This is a genomic window from Pseudothermotoga hypogea DSM 11164 = NBRC 106472 (assembly GCF_000816145.1).
Taxonomy (GTDB): Bacteria; Thermotogota; Thermotogae; order Thermotogales; family DSM-5069; genus Pseudothermotoga_A; species Pseudothermotoga_A hypogea.
Map to the genome: position 1 here is coordinate 1,194,778 of NZ_CP007141.1, position 14,998 is coordinate 1,209,775.

The following is a 14,998-nucleotide window of genomic DNA, read 5'->3' on the forward strand; positions in this document are numbered from 1 at the left end:
AGGGTCAAAAGATGGAGTTGAAGCTTCAGAGGTATCCAAGACCTATTCTCGAACCAATCCCATGGCACAGTTGGGAGAACAAGTGTGTTTTCAACTGTGCTGTGGTGCACGACGGAAAGGTCTTTCACATGCTTTACAGGGCTCAAGGAGAGGACATGGTCTCGAGGATCGGATATGCGATCAGTATCGATGGCTACAGTTTCAATCGCCTCGAAAGACCTGTCTTCACACCGGCCAGCCCCTACGAACTTTACGGCGTTGAAGATCCAAGAATCACGAAGATAGGAGAAAAGTACTACATGCTGTACACCGCTTATTCACCAAAGGGAACGAGGGTGTCGATGGCCTCAACTGAGAACTTCTTCATCTGGGAAAGACACGGTGTGGTGATACACGACGTCAACAACAAAGACGCCGCGCTCTTTCCTGAGAAGATAAACAACAGATACGTGATGTTGCACAGGATCGAGCCGGACATTTGGCTTGCGTTTTCTGACGATCTGATCCACTGGACGGATTTTGTCAGCATAGCCAAACCGAGAGAAGGTTACTGGGACAACTTGAAGATAGGAGCGGGTGCGCCACCGATCAAGACCCCGTACGGTTGGTTGCTCTTGTACCATGGAGTTGAGAGAGCCGACAGACCCATCTACAGATTGGGGTTCATCCTGCTCGATCTCAACGATCCAACGAAGGTTTTGAAAAGGAGTGAAGAACCGATTTTGGAGCCAGAGGAAGAATGGGAAATTTTCGGAGTGGTTCCAAACGTCGTCTTCAGCGACGCGATGGTTGAGTATCAGGGCAAATACTTCGTCTATTACGGAGCGGCAGACACCTGCATCTGTGTTGCAACAATAGGCGTGGAAGAGACTCTCGAATGGTGTGAGAAAATCTGAGAATCGTGGCTAATTCTTTGTATTAAAAAACGGCGGGCAGCTGCCCGCCTTCAAATTTCGAGGTTCTCGAAGGCTTAGCCCGGTACGTCTGACCAGTAGGTGGCGTAGAAGCCGAAAGGTATTCCGTCCCACCAGGTGATTCCAGCCATGGCCCTTTTACTGGCATTATCAATCGTTTGGGTGAAGACGTAACCATCGAAGCGTTGATCGTCAGACTTGTTGGTTGGTGTTCTGGCGAAATCGACCATGAAGACGATACGATGACCCAGGTTGGTGTTCTTTCCCGTGTAACCCGGGCCCGTCATTCCCACAACGTTGTCCTGAGGATTCTTGAGGATCACGTACTCGAGGTCGTACCTGGTTCCACTCACCTCGATGTAACCCTTGCCACCTTTTAACAGCACCAATGTGCCTTCCCAACCATCCCAATAGATCTTCCAAGCAGAACCGTAGGGACCGATGAGCTGAGATTCCTTGATCGTCGTCGTCAACATGGGGATGAAGGGAATGTTCGGTTTGATTGGCTGAAGCTGTCCGATCTGAGCAAATATCAAACCACTGACCAAAATCACCAAAAACAAGATAGCCCGCTTCATTTCCATCCCTCCTCGGATGAGATGATTCTATTTTAAGGTGGGTTCATTAGAAAACCATTAGAATTAAATCAAACCCTCAAGACCTTTTCTATTCTTCCGTCCCTGACCACCAGCATCGTTTTGTTTTCCATCGGCTTGAAATTGTCGTTCATGGGCTCTGATGCCACAACGAATCCCAAGCTGTCGTCGTACCAGAGCGTGTAGTAATCTTCGTTTTGGCTGTAACCGCAGTACACTATGAGCTCATCATCGTTGACCATCAAGAAGTTCATACCCGTGTGTTTGTGGCTCTCTGCGACGTTGCGAATCCTTTCTGCGAGCTCTTCGTACGACGAAAAATCTTTGATCTTCACGAAGTAAGAGAATGTGTCACTCTCGATCGAGACGAAAGGAATATCGTAGATCGTTCCGTTGTGGCAGAAGGCCTTGCCATGGTTGTCTGTGAATGGGTGAAGCTGTATGAAACTCACAGGCAGATGTTCCGAAGCCTTCCTGGCATGCAAAATCCCAACCCTTGCCTTCAATGGGATGAGTTCTTCTTCGTAGACAGGCTTTGGCGAACGATAGTAGATCACAGCGTCATCGAAGAGAGCGTAGATGCCCCAGCCGTGGTTGTGTGGGGCGTTTTTTCCCATTTTCGCCATACGTTGTAGATGTTCGAAGAAGCCGTTGATTTCTTGGTTCGTTTCAAAACAGAAGCCCACCATCCTGCACACGATTCGATCACCTCAGAAAAAATACTACCAGCCTCATCGGCCGGTAGTATCATCTGCGCATTGATTGCTCCTGCAGATCAGCCGTTCTGGATCATTTCCCTGATCGCTTGAATGGCTTGCTCTGTGGTCATGTTCCTTATGTCCACACCGAAATGTTTTGACCTGTCAAAACCACTCTGTTCGAAAGCATCACGAAACATCTTTTTCTGCATGTTCGGATCGCAACCTGCTACGTAGAGTTTTTCTATCTGTTCATCCTTGAGCAGTGTTGAGAGATACACATCTCCGTCTTCTGCACAGAGTTGTGGGTGTATCGCCACAAAGTCGACGAGTCTTTCTCTCCTCACGGTGTTGAGTATCTCGAATATGTTCATCTGTTGAAACGACGGGCACGTCCCCTGACAGACACAGAGCAACAAACCCTTTTTACCCATGGATTCTCACCTCCGCCGAGTAGGTTATCGCACCGTAGTCACACAACTTTTGACAGCCTCTGCAGAATTCGACACATTCGAGTGGGTTGACGACGACGGGTTTGCCATCTTCAACTGCATAAACTCCGTGCGGGCAGAAGTTGGCACAGGTCAAACACCCATTGCACTTGCTGTAATCGATTATCGGATACCAGTTCTTCGCCATCTACTACACCTCCTCAGTTTTTTCCGCTATCTGCTCGGCCAGTTCGATGAGCTCCATCACGCGAGGATCTTTCAGAATCACCCTCTTCCTCTGTCCTTCTCTTCTCAACTCCACAATTCCCACGTTTTCTAAAAGCGATATGTGTCTCGATAGCGTTGTCTTGTCTATGTGGTTCAAAGCTTCAAGCTCGCACATGCACACATCCTGTTCGGCGATCTGTTTCAATATCTCGATCCTCCATTTGCAGGCAAGAGCTTTGAACAATTTTTCGACCCTCATCGATTACCTCCTTTCACTATTGTACAATTATACAACAATTCTTTTGACAGTCCCCGTGGTCGAACTATTAATCCTTCCTTAAGTCCCCAGGACAAGTGAAGATCTCGAAGTTTCAGTCTGCCGTGAATCTGGCGAGCAATCTGTCTGGCAGCAGTTTCTTCGCAGTGAAACTGATCAACTTGTTCTTGAATGCGGGTACGTAGACGGGTTTTTTCTTTTCGAACGCCTCGATCGCACCGAGTGCGACTTGTTTCGGATCCATGAGCTTGCCAAAGGTACGAAAGCTTTGATCTTTGAACGCACGTTCGAAGAATCTTGTTCGAGTCGGCCCGGGAGCAACGCACAACACGTGGACGTTGTACTTTCTGAGTTCTGCCCACAGCGCCAAAGAGAGATTGTACACGTAAGCTTTCGTGGCACCGTAAGCGTTGAAGTAAGCGAGCGGCATGTACCCAGCGATGGAAGAAACGTTTATTATGCCTCCGCGACGTCTTTGAACCATCTGTTTTGCGAAGTGATGGCTCAACACAGTGAGCGCTTTAACGTTGACCTCGATCATGCTTTCCATCTCTTTCAGATCGAGCTTCACGAACTCACCATAAAGGCCAAAACCTGCGTTGTTCACCAGAAGATCTATTTCGAAATTTGAAACTTCGTCGATGAAACGTTCCACTTCCTGCGGTGAGGATAGATCTACCACGAAGGTGTGGATCTCTGTCTTGAATTCTTCTTTGACCTCGTCTGCCAACTGCTTGAGTCTTTCTTCATTTCTGCCTGTTGCTATAACGTTCAATCCCTTTCTGGAAAGTTCCAGAACGAACTCTCTGCCAATCCCGGAGGATCCTCCCGTCACGATCGCCCATTTGAAATCTTTCAAGTTCATCACTCCCCAGCCTGTGTCACTAAAATTCTACCGAATTCTTCAGCTCAAGATTCTCGATCTCATGTAGCTGCTTTCACTTGACATGTGGTCTGCATGGTGCTATAGTAATAAAAACATCGATTCACATTCGTTTCCGCTGACCTTCCAAGGTGGGGTGTCGACGAGTGCCATTCTATGACGTCGTCGTCATCGGCGGTGGCATAATAGGACTTTCAACGGCTTTTCAGCTCGCTCAGAGGAAAAAGAAAGTTCTGGTCTTGGAACAATCCGACGTCGGCTCTGGCACTTCTGGTGCGTGTGATCACATGATTTTACTCCAGTCGAAACTTCCGGGTCTGCCTTTGAAGATGGCCTTGCTGAGTCTTGAGATGTACAAAGCCTGGCAGAGAGACCTTGGTGAGGATCTGTGGTTCGAAACGCGCGGTGGAATGATCCTCGTGGACAAAGAGGAACATCTTCCATTCATGGAGCGTTTCGTCGCTGAGCAAGAATCTATAGGTTTGAACGTCACGATGCTCGATAAAAAGCAGATCAGGAAAAAACAACCCTTCGTGAGCGAGCGCGTCTTGGCGTCCACCCACTGTCCGGACGATTCTCAGATCGATCCTTTCTGTGTTCTGAAGGCTCTTTTGAACGCGGGAGCACGTTTTGGAATGGAGTTGAAGAAATTTTCCAAAGTCGTGGCTTTGGAAAGATCTTCGGATCATTGGCGTGTGAGGGTTCAGAATGAAAACGAGTACGAAGCTCAAGTCGTGGTTTGTGCAGCTGGTGTGTGGTCCAGAGAGGTTTGCAAGATGGTGGGACTTGAACTACCCATCAGACCGAAGCGAGGGCAGATCCTCGTCACCGAGCCGATCGAACCGATCGGAGAAACGAACGTCTGGGATTCTGACTACATAATCGCCAAGCACGTGTCCCACATGCAAAAGGATGAGACCGCCAGAAGGCTTGGCCTCGGTTTTGCGATGTCGAAGACTCATCCGGGTAACTATTTGGTGGGAAGCACGAGAGAGTACGTGGGTTTCGACAAGTCGACGAGCTTGGAAGCTTTCATTGCGATCGCGAAGCGACTGGTCGAGCTGTTTCCCATCTTCAAAAACGTTCGTATCATAAGAACCTTCGCTGGCTTGAGACCGGCGTGTGAAGATGGAAAGTATGTCATAGGAGAAGATCCAGAGAATCCAGGTTTCTTCGTTGCGACCGGACACGAAGGTGATGGCATCGCGCTCGCTCCGATCACGGGTGCTTTGATGACACAACTGATCTGCGGAGAGAAAACTTCTCTTGCAATCGACGAACTGAGCCCTGCGAGATTCCGCAGTTCCAAGAAGCAAGAGCAATCAACTGTTGAAAGGGGGAGGTTCTGATGAGGTTGTCACGGATCGCAGTGGTGGTCCTTCTGGTGCTCAGTCTCGGTACTGTTCTGGCTCAGGAGCTCAAACCCATAACACTGACCTGGATCGCTGGTGGTGTTGGAGGAGGCTGGTACGCTCAAGCGGGTGCCATCGCGGCGCTGATAAACGCTAAGGAGCCGAAGATATCCATCAAGGTCATACCCGGCGGAGGCGTCGTCAATCCCGTGCGTGTCTCGATGGGCGAGGCGGACCTCGGTTGGGGCATCACGTTCGTCGACAAGATGGCGCTCGAAGGTGCCGCACCGCTCTATGAGAAACCGAACCCGAAGGTCAGATCGATCGGAGGTTACTTCGGTTATTATCAGATCCACTTCGTGGCGGATGCGGCAAAGGGATTGAGCACCGTACAAGAACTCGTCGACCTGATAAAAGCGAAAAAGGCCGTGAGGATCGCCATCCCAATGAAAGGAACATCAGACTTGCCCATCGTGGAGGAAATACTGCGCTTCTACGGAGTCACGCTGGATGACATCAAGAAGGCTGGTGGAGAATACTTCCACGCGGTGTACGCGGACATGATAAGTCTCTACAAAGACCGCCATGTCGATTTCGTCATCACACATCTCTCCATTCCTGCAGCAGCGGTGACCGAGATGTTCTCCTCCAGAAAGTCCGTCCTCTTGGCCGTCTCGGATGAATGCATCGACCACATGCACAACAAGTTTGGAACGGTCGGCAGAGAAACCGGTTTGTGCCTCATACCTGCGAACACGTATCCGGGCTTCGACAAGGACGTTCCTGCAGTCACAACTGCTGGTGAACTGCTGGTGAACGCGGATGTTCCTGAGATTGTTGTGTACACGATAACGAAGATTCTCTGTGAAAACCTCGAGGAACTATACCAAGCGCACCCAGCGAACAAGACCTTCGTTCCTGAAGTCGCATGGCAACACGTGGCTGTTCCTCTGCACCCCGGAGCGGAGAGGTACTACAGGGAAAAAGGTTACATGAAATGACGAGGAGATAGGGACATGCGTCAACTCAAAGGATGGCAAAGATGGATCCTGGGTGGCTGGCTCGTCGCCGCCACCCTGTTTCATCTGTACACCGCGACCGTGGGTATACTGCAACCGAGACTTCAGAGGGGCATGCATTTGTTGTTTCTTTTACCTGCAGCGTTTCTTCTTTTTCCGGCCACCAAGAAGTCTCCCAAAGACAGATTCACCATTTTCGACGTCGTGTTAGCCGTACTCGCAGTGGTTCCTCCCATCTATCTCATGCTGAACAATGACATGCTCAACATGCGCTTTGAGTTCATCGACCCTGTGACTTCAATTCAGATCGTTCTTGGACTGATCAACATAGTTTTGATCCTCGAAGCGATAAGGCGCGCGGTCGCACCAGCGATGGCCATTCTGATCTTAGGTGTGATAGGTTATCTCTACATAGCACCCTTTTTACCTGGGGTCTTTTACAACAAGCCTGTGAGATTACCTCGGTTGGTTGAGATGTTTTATTTGCTGACCGATTCGGGAATCTACGGTAGCATAACGGGCATCTCTGCCACCATCGTCGCATTGTTCGTGATCTTCGGAGCGTTCTTCGAGCAGACGAAGGTTGGCGATTATTTGCTCAGGATAGCGTCGAAATTGACGGGTGCATCACCTGGTGGACCGGCGAAGATCGGAGTTTTAGCCAGCGCCCTGTTCGGAACGATAAGTGGAACGGCCGCGAGCAACGTCTATGCGACGGGTTCCTTCACCATCCCGATGGGCATTAGGTTGGGTTACAAACCCGAGTTCTCAGCCGCCGTTGAGGCGGTGGCCTCGACGGGTGGTATCTTCGTTCCACCGGTGATGGGAGCTGCTGCGTTCGTGATGTCTGAGATCACGAACGTACCGTATTTGGAGATATGTTTCAGAGCCATACTTGGAGCTGTGTTCTACTACCTCGCGCTCGGTTTGACTGTGCACTTGGTGGCCCTCAGGGACAATCTGAGAGGTTTACCCCCAGAGGAGATGCCCAAGTGGCGTGAGATCGTGAGAGATTCCTATCTGTTGTTGCCTGTGGTGGTTTTGGTTTATTTCCTCGTCAAGGGTTTCTCACCCTTTTCGGCAGCGTACTACGCCATCTGGACCGCCTTCGCTCTGAGTTTCTTCAGGAAAGATACGATTATGACACCGAAGAGACTCGTCATCACCTTTGAGAAGGGTGCACGCAACATGATCGCGGTCGCTCTGGCCTGTGCGGGTGCGGGAATAGTGGTGAGTGTTTTCACCAACACCGGGCTTGGTCTGGGCATAGCTTCGGCGATCACGAGTCTTTCCGGTGGAAGATTACTGCCTGCGCTGGTCTTGCTGATGGGCGTTTGTTTGATTCTGGGCATGGGTTTGCCAACCACACCGGCCTACGTGATCGCGGCCTCCATCGCGGGATTGGCGCTCACGAAAATGGGGGTGGACGTGCTCGCAGCGCATTTGTTCGTCCTTTATTTTGCGCTGCTTTCCGAAGTGACACCGCCTGTCTGTATAGCGTCCTACTGTGCCGCTTCGATCGCGAAAACGAATCCCATGAGGGTTGGATTCATCAGTTGGAGACTGTCGCTGACCGGTTACATAGCAGGTTATCTGTTCATCTACAACAAGGCCATACTCCTGAAAGGATCGATCATGGAAGTGATCTCAGTGTCAATCTTGATGACAGGTGTCAGTTACTTCCTGGCTGTGGTGAATTCTGGTTACTTCCACAGGCCCGTCAGTTCGCTTGGCAGGTTCCTGAGCGCAATCGTGGTCGTGTTCTTGATCATTTCGGCTGCCTGGGCGAAGATGCCGAGGAATATCATTGCCGCCGTTACTTTCGTAGTCTTGGTCTATTTGTTGATCAAAGCGAAGAGGTCCGAAAAGAGTTTGGAGAGTCAACGATGATCGTTCAAGGTGGAAAGACCCTCTACGGCTTCACCTTGGGAGTGATAACACTACACACGCACTTTCCCAGAATTGTGGGAGACGTTGGGAACGCCAGAACCTGGAATTTTCCCGTGCTGTACAAAGTTTTGGAAGGTTTGAATCCCAGAGCGATCATAGGGAAAGAAAAGAACTGTGTTGAGGAAGTCTTGAACGCTGCGAGAGAGCTGGAAGCTGCGGGTGTGAAGGTGATAACCACAAGTTGTGGATTTTTGGCCGTGTTGCAGGAAGAGCTCGCTCGTGCGGTGAGCGTGCCAGTGGTAACATCCTCTTTGCTGTTGGTCCCCTTAGTTCACAGAATCTGCGGTATGAAGCCGGTGGGAATATTGACGGCGAATTCTCAGGCGCTTTCTCAGTCACACCTTTTACCTGTGGGAGCAGTTGAAGCTTTCGTCGAGATCGTTGGTCTTGAGAACACGAACTTCGGCAGAGTTTTGCTGAACGATGAATGGTGTATAGACTTTGAAGAGGCGCGGACCGAAGTTGTTGATGCCGCGAAGAAGCTCGTTGAAAAACGATCTGATCTTGGTTGTATCGTGCTTGAGTGTACGAACCTGCCACCCTTCGCCGCTGATGTGCAGAGAGTGACGAACTTGCCAGTCTTCGATCTGACGGATCTTGTGAACATGGTGTGCTTTGCCGTTGAGAAAGGTGGGACTTTTCCTTGGAAAGGTGCAACGATGGAGTGAGAAAAGCAATGTACGTCATAAGAGACCATCCCATCTTACATTTCAGCAGAGGTAGAAAGGTCATCTTCTACCACGACGGAAGGCCTTTGGAATGGTACGAGAACGAACCCATCGCTGTCGCTCTGTATGCGAACAACGTCAAGGTTCTCAGCTACACGAAGAAGTACCACAGACCGAGGGGATTCTTCTGCGCCATAGGCAAGTGCTCGTCTTGCTTCATGAAGGTCGATGGTTTACCGAACGTCAGAACCTGTATCACACCACTCAAGGAAGGCATGAGGATCGAAACGCAGCACGGCTTGGGGAGATTCACTGAAAGTTCAACCCTCGCGTTGGAAGAGCCTCAAGGATCGTCCATCGTCCAGGCCGAGGTTCTGATCATCGGAGGCGGTCCAGCGGGTCTGTCTGCCTGTCTCGAAGCACTGCGATGGGGTTGTAAGGTCACGCTCGTCGACGAATCGCTCCGTCTCGGTGGCCAGCTCATAAAGCAGACGCACAAGTTCTTCGGTTCATCGAAAGACTTCGCAGGCGTCAGGGGAATAGAGATAGCCCAGATACTCCAACGACAACTGAGTCCATACATCGGTTCAGGTCAACTCAAGGTACTTTCGAACACGTCCGCCGTGGCTTACTATGCGAAAGAAAACGTGGCTCTCTGCGAGCAGAGTGAGAAGAGACTCTTCATGATTGAGCCAGAGGCCATCATCGTCTCCACGGGGGCGATGGAGAAGCTGGTCCCCTTCGTGAACAACGATTTACCGGGTGTCTACGGTGCGGGAGCGGTTCAAACGCTCATGAACGTCTACGGAGTTCTTCCAGGAAAGAGAGTGCTGATGGTCGGAGCAGGAAACATCGGTCTGATCGTTTCTTACCAACTGCTCCAGGCTGGTGCCGAGGTGGCAGCGATCGTGGAATTGGCTCCGAGCGTTGGAGGCTACTGGGTGCACGCAGCCAAGGTTCGCCGTCTCGGTGTTCCAATACTGCTCAGACACACGGTGAAAAAAGTCGTAGGGGAAAGTCACGTCGAAGGTGCTGTGATACAGGAAGTGGATGAAAAAGGCGAGCTCATCGGTGAAGAGAAATTCGTGGAATGCGACACGGTTTGCCTTGCCGTCGGTTTGTCTCCAACGGTGGAACTGTTTTGGCAAGCGGGTTGTGAGATGGCTTACGTGAACGATCTTGGTGGTTTCGTTCCAAAGAGGGATCACACGTTGAGAACTTCAAATCCCAGATTCTGGGTCGCGGGTGATGTTGCAGGAATAGAGGAAGCCACCACGGCCATGCTCGAAGGAAGCATAGCGGGATTGTCCGTCAGCAGGGCTTTGAACAGGGTGGATGAAACCACCTTCGAGAGCAGACTCGAAGGATACTGGAACAAGTTGAACGAGCTTCGAATGGGTGAAACCTCTTACAGGGTGAGGAGGGGCTTGAGTCAGGTTTTCACCGAAGGTTCTCTGCCACTGTTTCAGTTAGTTGGTGATAGTCCGTTGGAAGATCGACTCCAAGATGAGCAGTTCAGATCGGGTGTGCTGAGTGAGAACATGGTTGAAACCGTCGCACCACCCATGGAGCTTTGGAAGAAAAAGAAGAACGGTCTGGTGATAATAGAGTGTCCTCAGAAAATTCCGTGCGATCCTTGCCATGCCAATTGTCCCACGGGTGCGATACTACCTTTCGAAAACATCAACGATGTGCCGAGGATAGACTATTCCAAGTGCACCGGTTGCGCCATGTGCGTTGCCGCATGTCCGGGCCTTGCCTGTTTCGTCGCCGACATATCTGGCGAGCAGGCGATTCTGAAGTTGCCCTATGAGATGTCGGCCAAACCTCAGGTGGGGGACGAGGTGGTCTGCCTCGACAGGTGTGGAAGAAAAGTCGCACGATCGAAGATCGTCAGAGTTCAGGAGCCGAGGAAGGATAAAACCTACGTCGTCCACGTGGTTGTTCCAAAGGATCTGGTGATGCACGTCAGGACGATAAGGGTGATAGATCGTGGATGAGAAGATTTTCGTTTGTCGATGCGAAGAAGTAACGCTCGAAGAAGTTAGAAGATACATCCGAATGGGCTTCACAACCTTCAGCGAGCTCAAGAGGCTTTTGAGGATCGGGATGGGACCGTGTCAAGGACGAGGCTGTAGAGAGATCGTGCTCAGGGAGTTATCCAAAGCCAAGGGTGTTTCGATTTCTCAACTCAATCCGGGCACCTTCAGACCTCCCTCAAAACCTCTTCTGGCTGGCCTGCTCTCGGACGTTGAATCGAAAAAGCGAGGCTGAACGGTTCGTTCGCGAGAGTGGGTCGATCCGTCAGAAATTCAAAGGTGAAGAAACGAAGATGAAACACATTGAGACCGGCGCGAGGGTATAATTTTGTTTCAGAAAACGGGGTGAACGGTGTGCTGGCTGTAACGAGCACGATTTTGGACCACGCTTTGAATAGATGTGAAAGCAGTCCGAAAGGGGCTTCAAAAGCCCCTTTTATTTTAAAAAGAGCGAAATTTGAGGGGCCGAAAGGCCCCTTTATTTTTGCTCCATCGGAGGTGATATCGTGAGGCATCTGCTGGACATCAAGGATCTGAGCAGGAAAGAGATCGAGACCATACTCGAGCGCGCCATGTGGTACAAGTCACTGAAGGTTTATCCGAAAACGCTCGAAGGCAAATTCGTGCTCACCGCCTTCTTCGAACCTTCCACGAGGACGAAGGTCTCTTTCCAGAAGGCCGCGATGAACCTGGGAGCCAACGTCATCGACTTTGCGCCTGAAAGTTCCTCACTGTTGAAGGGTGAGACCGACCTCGACACGATTTTGACACTGAACATGATGGACTTCGACTGTTTGGTGGTTCGCATTCGAAGAAACGGTGCGCCAAAGGAGTTCTCAAAATACGTGAAAATGCCCGTGGTGAACGCAGGTGACGGCACGAACGAACATCCCACCCAAGCTCTCTTGGACGCCATGACGATGGTTGAACATTTCAACACGCTCAAACTCAAAGTCGCCATCGTTGGAGACATCGTCCATTCGCGCGTGGCCAGATCTTTAACCGAACTTTTGAACAAGTTCGGTGCGGAAGTGAGAATGGTCGGACCTAAAGGTTTTGTGCCGGAGAGCTTCGAAGGTGTGAGCCTGATAACGAACGATCTGGAAGAAGCCATACACGACGTCGACGTCATCTACGCGCTGAGGATCCAAAAGGAAAGACTTGAGGAAAGTTATCCAAACGTCGACGACTTCTTCCGCACGATGCAGATAAACTCGAAAACGATAGAACTCGCACCAAAACACGCCGTCTTGATGCACCCAGGACCCTTCAACAGGAACGTTGAAGTCTCAGACGACGTAGTTTACTCGGAGAGATCGAAGATATTGGAGCAGGTGAAAAACGGTGTCTTCGTGAGAATGGCCGTTCTGGAGTTCGCCATGGGAGTGATCGAGGTTGAGAGCGTACGATCCATGGAAGCGTCGCTGGCTGGACGTTGAGATCGATTTACCAGAGCCAAAGGAAGGGCTCGTGGCTTGTCCAACCTTCTTCGACATGCACGCGCACGTGAGGTTGAACGGCCAGGAAGACTACGATTCACTCGAAAAGGCCGCGATCGCAGGTGGTTTCGGTGCTGTTTTGATCCAACCGAACACCAATCCAAAGCTTGAGAGCGTGGACGTTTTGAACATGCACTTTCAACTCGCCAAGGACAAGATCGTCGATTTCTACTGGTCCGTCTCTCTGTTCGGTGAGCTCGAACCAGACGGAGAAAGAACGTTGTGCTATTCCAACGATGGTATTGAATACGACACGCTGAAGATCTTGAACGCTTTCAGGAGAAAAAAACCACACCTCGTGTTGGACCACAGTCAGGTGCACGAACTTGGAGGTTTGTTCTACGAACCTACACCGATCGAAGTACCAAAGAGACCGATCTGCAGCGAAGCCATATCCATCTTTCGAAACGTGATGCTCGGTCTCGAACATGGCTTTAATAGGTTCCACATCCAGCACGTTTCAACGAAACTTTCGATCGAAACGATACTTCATCTTCGAAACTATACCAAGGTGAGCTGTGAAGTCACACCACACCACCTCTTCTTCACCATGGACGATGTGAAGAACACCAATTTCAAGATCAATCCTCCGCTCGGCACTGAGCAAGATAGAGAAGCGCTTCTCGAGGCCGTGGAGAAAGATTTGGTGGACGTTTTCGCGACAGATCATGCGCCACATCCAGAAAAGCCGAACGATTTCGAAAAGGCACCGTTTGGAACCAGCGGTATCGAAGTGGCGTTCAGCGCCTTCTACACGGCCACAGAATGTCTCGAAAAAACCATCGAGAAACTCACCGTGGCACCCCGAAAGATCCTTGGAATCGAAAGGTCCTTCGAGCTGGACAACGTGATCGTGATCGATCCGAGCATTCAATGGGTGGTTGATGCTAAAAAATTTTACAGCAAAGGAAAAAATTGTGTTTTCAATGGTACAAAACTGAGGGGCAAAGTGGTGGGAATGAAACGTTCAGGAAGGTGGGTGTACTGGGATGGAGAATTTCTCTCTGACGAGGAGTGAGCTTGTCCAGCTCACCGCAGACACGTTCATCATTTCTTTCAACGAGTGGATCGATTTTGAACCCATTCAGTTCATCATGATAGAAACGGAAACTTCGATCGTTCGAAAGCCTTTCGGCCTCGGTCGGTGGAACGGAAAGCTCGCCATAGGAGTGCAGATCATAGGTCCTGGAACGAACTACATAGTACAACAGAGCGTTTTGGAGGCACACGGTCCGTGCGGCAAAGGCTTCGTTCCACCTGAAGGTAAAGGTGCGATGATCGCAACGCCAGCTTGTCTACCAATGGCTCTCGATCTACACAAAAGATACGGTTGCGACGTGTTCATCGGTTCTTTGGAGGAACTTTCGATCGAAATTCCCTTCCCACTCGTGGTGGGAGACGAAGCGTTTTTGAACCTGCTCAGATCGCTCGAAGGTTACGATTGGTTCTTAGTGATCGGTTCGGACCAGATGGAGAAGATCAGCTATGATATTTTGAAAGGCAAAGCAGAAGTGTTCGTTTCGTTCAACGAATACATGGCCTGTGGGATCGGCGCGTGCAGAGGCTGTGCGAAAGAAACCAAGAACGGTTTGAAACATCTGTGCATCGATGGACCTGTTCTGAGAGGTGAAGAGGTGTGGAGCTGAGACCACCCATAGTGATAGCTTCTGGAACTGGAGGCATGGGAGAGTATCTCAAGCTGATCGATCCAAAACATATAGGCGCCTACACGCTCAAGACCATCACGTTCAATCCGAGGCGTGGAAATCCTCCGCCAAGACTCATCGCCACGCAGAACTATTTGATCAACAGCATAGGACTTGAGAACGTCGGGGTTGAGAAGTTCATCGAAGAGCTCGAAAATAGAGTGTACGATGAACTCTTCAAGAAGGTGAAGGTGATCTTCAGCTTCGCAGGGGAAAACTTCGAAGAATACCTGTTGGTCGCTCAAAAGATGGCACCTTACCAAGACAGATTCGTCGCATTCGAGTGCAACTTCTCTTGTCCGAACGTGCATTTCAATCCGCTCTCCAATGTCGTTGAACTCGAGAGAATGCTATCGGAACTGAGAAAGAGATTGAACGTATTTCTCATCGCCAAACTTGGCGTAGAGGGTGCGTTCATTGAAGAAATCGCCAAAATCGTTGAAGACTGTGGTTGGAACGGTGTGACGTTGATCAACACGATCCGAGCGCTCCACGTGGACGGCGATAGGATCATAAAAGGTGGTATCTCAGGACCCGTGCTCAAGCCCATCGCGTTGAGGGCGGTGTACGAGGTGAGGAAGAAAACCAACCTCTACATCATCGCCTCGGGTGGGATCATGAACGAACAAGACGCCGAACAGTTCTTCAAAGTCGGTGCCAACGCGATCAGCGTCGGAACGGCTTTGTACAAAGATCCCAAGATGATCGAGAAGATCGCACAGAAATTCTCTTGAAGGA

17 protein-coding genes are annotated in these 14,998 nt (G+C 50.4%); 11 read left to right on the forward strand and 6 right to left on the reverse strand.

The window, feature by feature from the left end:
• Window positions 1–11 precede the first annotated feature (11 nt).
• Entirely contained in the window at window positions 12–896 is an 885-nt protein-coding gene (locus AJ81_RS05910; protein WP_031505466.1) for a glycoside hydrolase family 130 protein, read from the forward strand.
• 74 nt (window positions 897–970) lie between these two features.
• Here AJ81_RS05910 and AJ81_RS05915 read toward each other — a convergent pair whose 3' ends face one another.
• The 6 genes from AJ81_RS05915 to AJ81_RS05940 all read right to left on the reverse strand — a co-directional run bounded on the left by AJ81_RS05915 (window position 971) and on the right by AJ81_RS05940 (window position 4,009).
• The gene (locus tag AJ81_RS05915; protein ID WP_231845450.1) at window positions 971–1,492 is read right to left on the reverse strand and encodes a hypothetical protein; all 522 of its coding nucleotides are present in this window, start codon (window positions 1,490–1,492) and stop codon (window positions 971–973) included.
• Window positions 1,493–1,560: 68 nt separating this feature from the next.
• Entirely contained in the window at window positions 1,561–2,208 is a 648-nt protein-coding gene (locus tag AJ81_RS05920; RefSeq protein ID WP_031505463.1) for a class II glutamine amidotransferase, read from the reverse strand.
• 77 nt (window positions 2,209–2,285) lie between these two features.
• A complete protein-coding gene (locus AJ81_RS05925; protein WP_031505461.1) occupies window positions 2,286–2,642 on the reverse strand; it encodes a hypothetical protein in 357 nt (118 codons plus the stop codon).
• Window positions 2,635–2,847, reverse strand: coding sequence for an ATP-binding protein (locus AJ81_RS05930; protein ID WP_031505459.1), 213 nt, complete (start codon window positions 2,845–2,847; stop codon window positions 2,635–2,637). The genes AJ81_RS05925 and AJ81_RS05930 overlap by 8 nt, the downstream gene beginning before the upstream one ends.
• A 3-nt stretch (window positions 2,848–2,850) precedes the next feature.
• The gene (locus AJ81_RS05935) at window positions 2,851–3,126 is read right to left on the reverse strand and encodes an ArsR/SmtB family transcription factor (protein ID WP_031505458.1); all 276 of its coding nucleotides are present in this window, start codon (window positions 3,124–3,126) and stop codon (window positions 2,851–2,853) included.
• A gap of 112 nt (window positions 3,127–3,238) precedes the next feature.
• Window positions 3,239–4,009 (reverse strand): SDR family NAD(P)-dependent oxidoreductase, encoded by a 771-nt coding sequence (locus tag AJ81_RS05940; protein ID WP_031505456.1) that lies wholly within the window; start codon window positions 4,007–4,009, stop codon window positions 3,239–3,241.
• A 164-nt stretch (window positions 4,010–4,173) separates the two neighbouring features.
• Between AJ81_RS05940 and AJ81_RS05945 the strand changes: the two genes are divergently transcribed.
• The 10 genes from AJ81_RS05945 (at window position 4,174) to AJ81_RS05990 (ending at window position 14,994) form a co-directional block, all read left to right on the forward strand.
• Window positions 4,174–5,376 (forward strand): NAD(P)/FAD-dependent oxidoreductase, encoded by a 1,203-nt coding sequence (locus tag AJ81_RS05945; RefSeq protein ID WP_051368718.1) that lies wholly within the window; start codon window positions 4,174–4,176, stop codon window positions 5,374–5,376.
• Window positions 5,376–6,380, forward strand: coding sequence for a TAXI family TRAP transporter solute-binding subunit (locus AJ81_RS05950; protein WP_031505454.1), 1,005 nt, complete (start codon window positions 5,376–5,378; stop codon window positions 6,378–6,380). The genes AJ81_RS05945 and AJ81_RS05950 overlap by 1 nt, the downstream gene beginning before the upstream one ends.
• A gap of 15 nt (window positions 6,381–6,395) precedes the next feature.
• Complete coding sequence (locus AJ81_RS05955) at window positions 6,396–8,288, forward strand: TRAP transporter permease (protein WP_031505453.1); 1,893 nt, start codon at window positions 6,396–6,398, stop codon at window positions 8,286–8,288.
• Window positions 8,285–9,016, forward strand: a complete 732-nt coding sequence (locus tag AJ81_RS05960; RefSeq protein WP_051368719.1) for an aspartate/glutamate racemase family protein — start codon at window positions 8,285–8,287, stop codon at window positions 9,014–9,016. The genes AJ81_RS05955 and AJ81_RS05960 overlap by 4 nt, the downstream gene beginning before the upstream one ends.
• Window positions 8,992–11,016, forward strand: a complete 2,025-nt coding sequence (locus tag AJ81_RS05965; RefSeq protein WP_064462330.1) for an FAD-dependent oxidoreductase — start codon at window positions 8,992–8,994, stop codon at window positions 11,014–11,016. Before AJ81_RS05960 ends, AJ81_RS05965 begins: the two co-directional genes overlap by 25 nt.
• A complete protein-coding gene (locus AJ81_RS05970; RefSeq protein ID WP_197536854.1) occupies window positions 11,009–11,290 on the forward strand; it encodes a (2Fe-2S)-binding protein in 282 nt (93 codons plus the stop codon). The genes AJ81_RS05965 and AJ81_RS05970 overlap by 8 nt, the downstream gene beginning before the upstream one ends.
• 271 nt (window positions 11,291–11,561) lie before the next feature.
• On the forward strand, window positions 11,562–12,494 hold the full coding sequence (locus AJ81_RS05975) for an aspartate carbamoyltransferase catalytic subunit (RefSeq protein ID WP_051368720.1): 933 nt from the start codon (window positions 11,562–11,564) through the stop codon (window positions 12,492–12,494).
• Window positions 12,451–13,572: a dihydroorotase gene (locus AJ81_RS05980; protein WP_031505446.1), complete on the forward strand. Its 1,122-nt coding sequence runs from the start codon at window positions 12,451–12,453 to the stop codon at window positions 13,570–13,572. Before AJ81_RS05975 ends, AJ81_RS05980 begins: the two co-directional genes overlap by 44 nt.
• Window positions 13,544–14,200: an iron-sulfur cluster-binding protein gene (locus tag AJ81_RS05985; RefSeq protein WP_031505445.1), complete on the forward strand. Its 657-nt coding sequence runs from the start codon at window positions 13,544–13,546 to the stop codon at window positions 14,198–14,200. The genes AJ81_RS05980 and AJ81_RS05985 overlap by 29 nt, the downstream gene beginning before the upstream one ends.
• Window positions 14,191–14,994 (forward strand): HisA/HisF-related TIM barrel protein, encoded by an 804-nt coding sequence (locus AJ81_RS05990; RefSeq protein ID WP_031505443.1) that lies wholly within the window; start codon window positions 14,191–14,193, stop codon window positions 14,992–14,994. The genes AJ81_RS05985 and AJ81_RS05990 overlap by 10 nt, the downstream gene beginning before the upstream one ends.
• Window positions 14,995–14,998 lie beyond the last annotated feature (4 nt).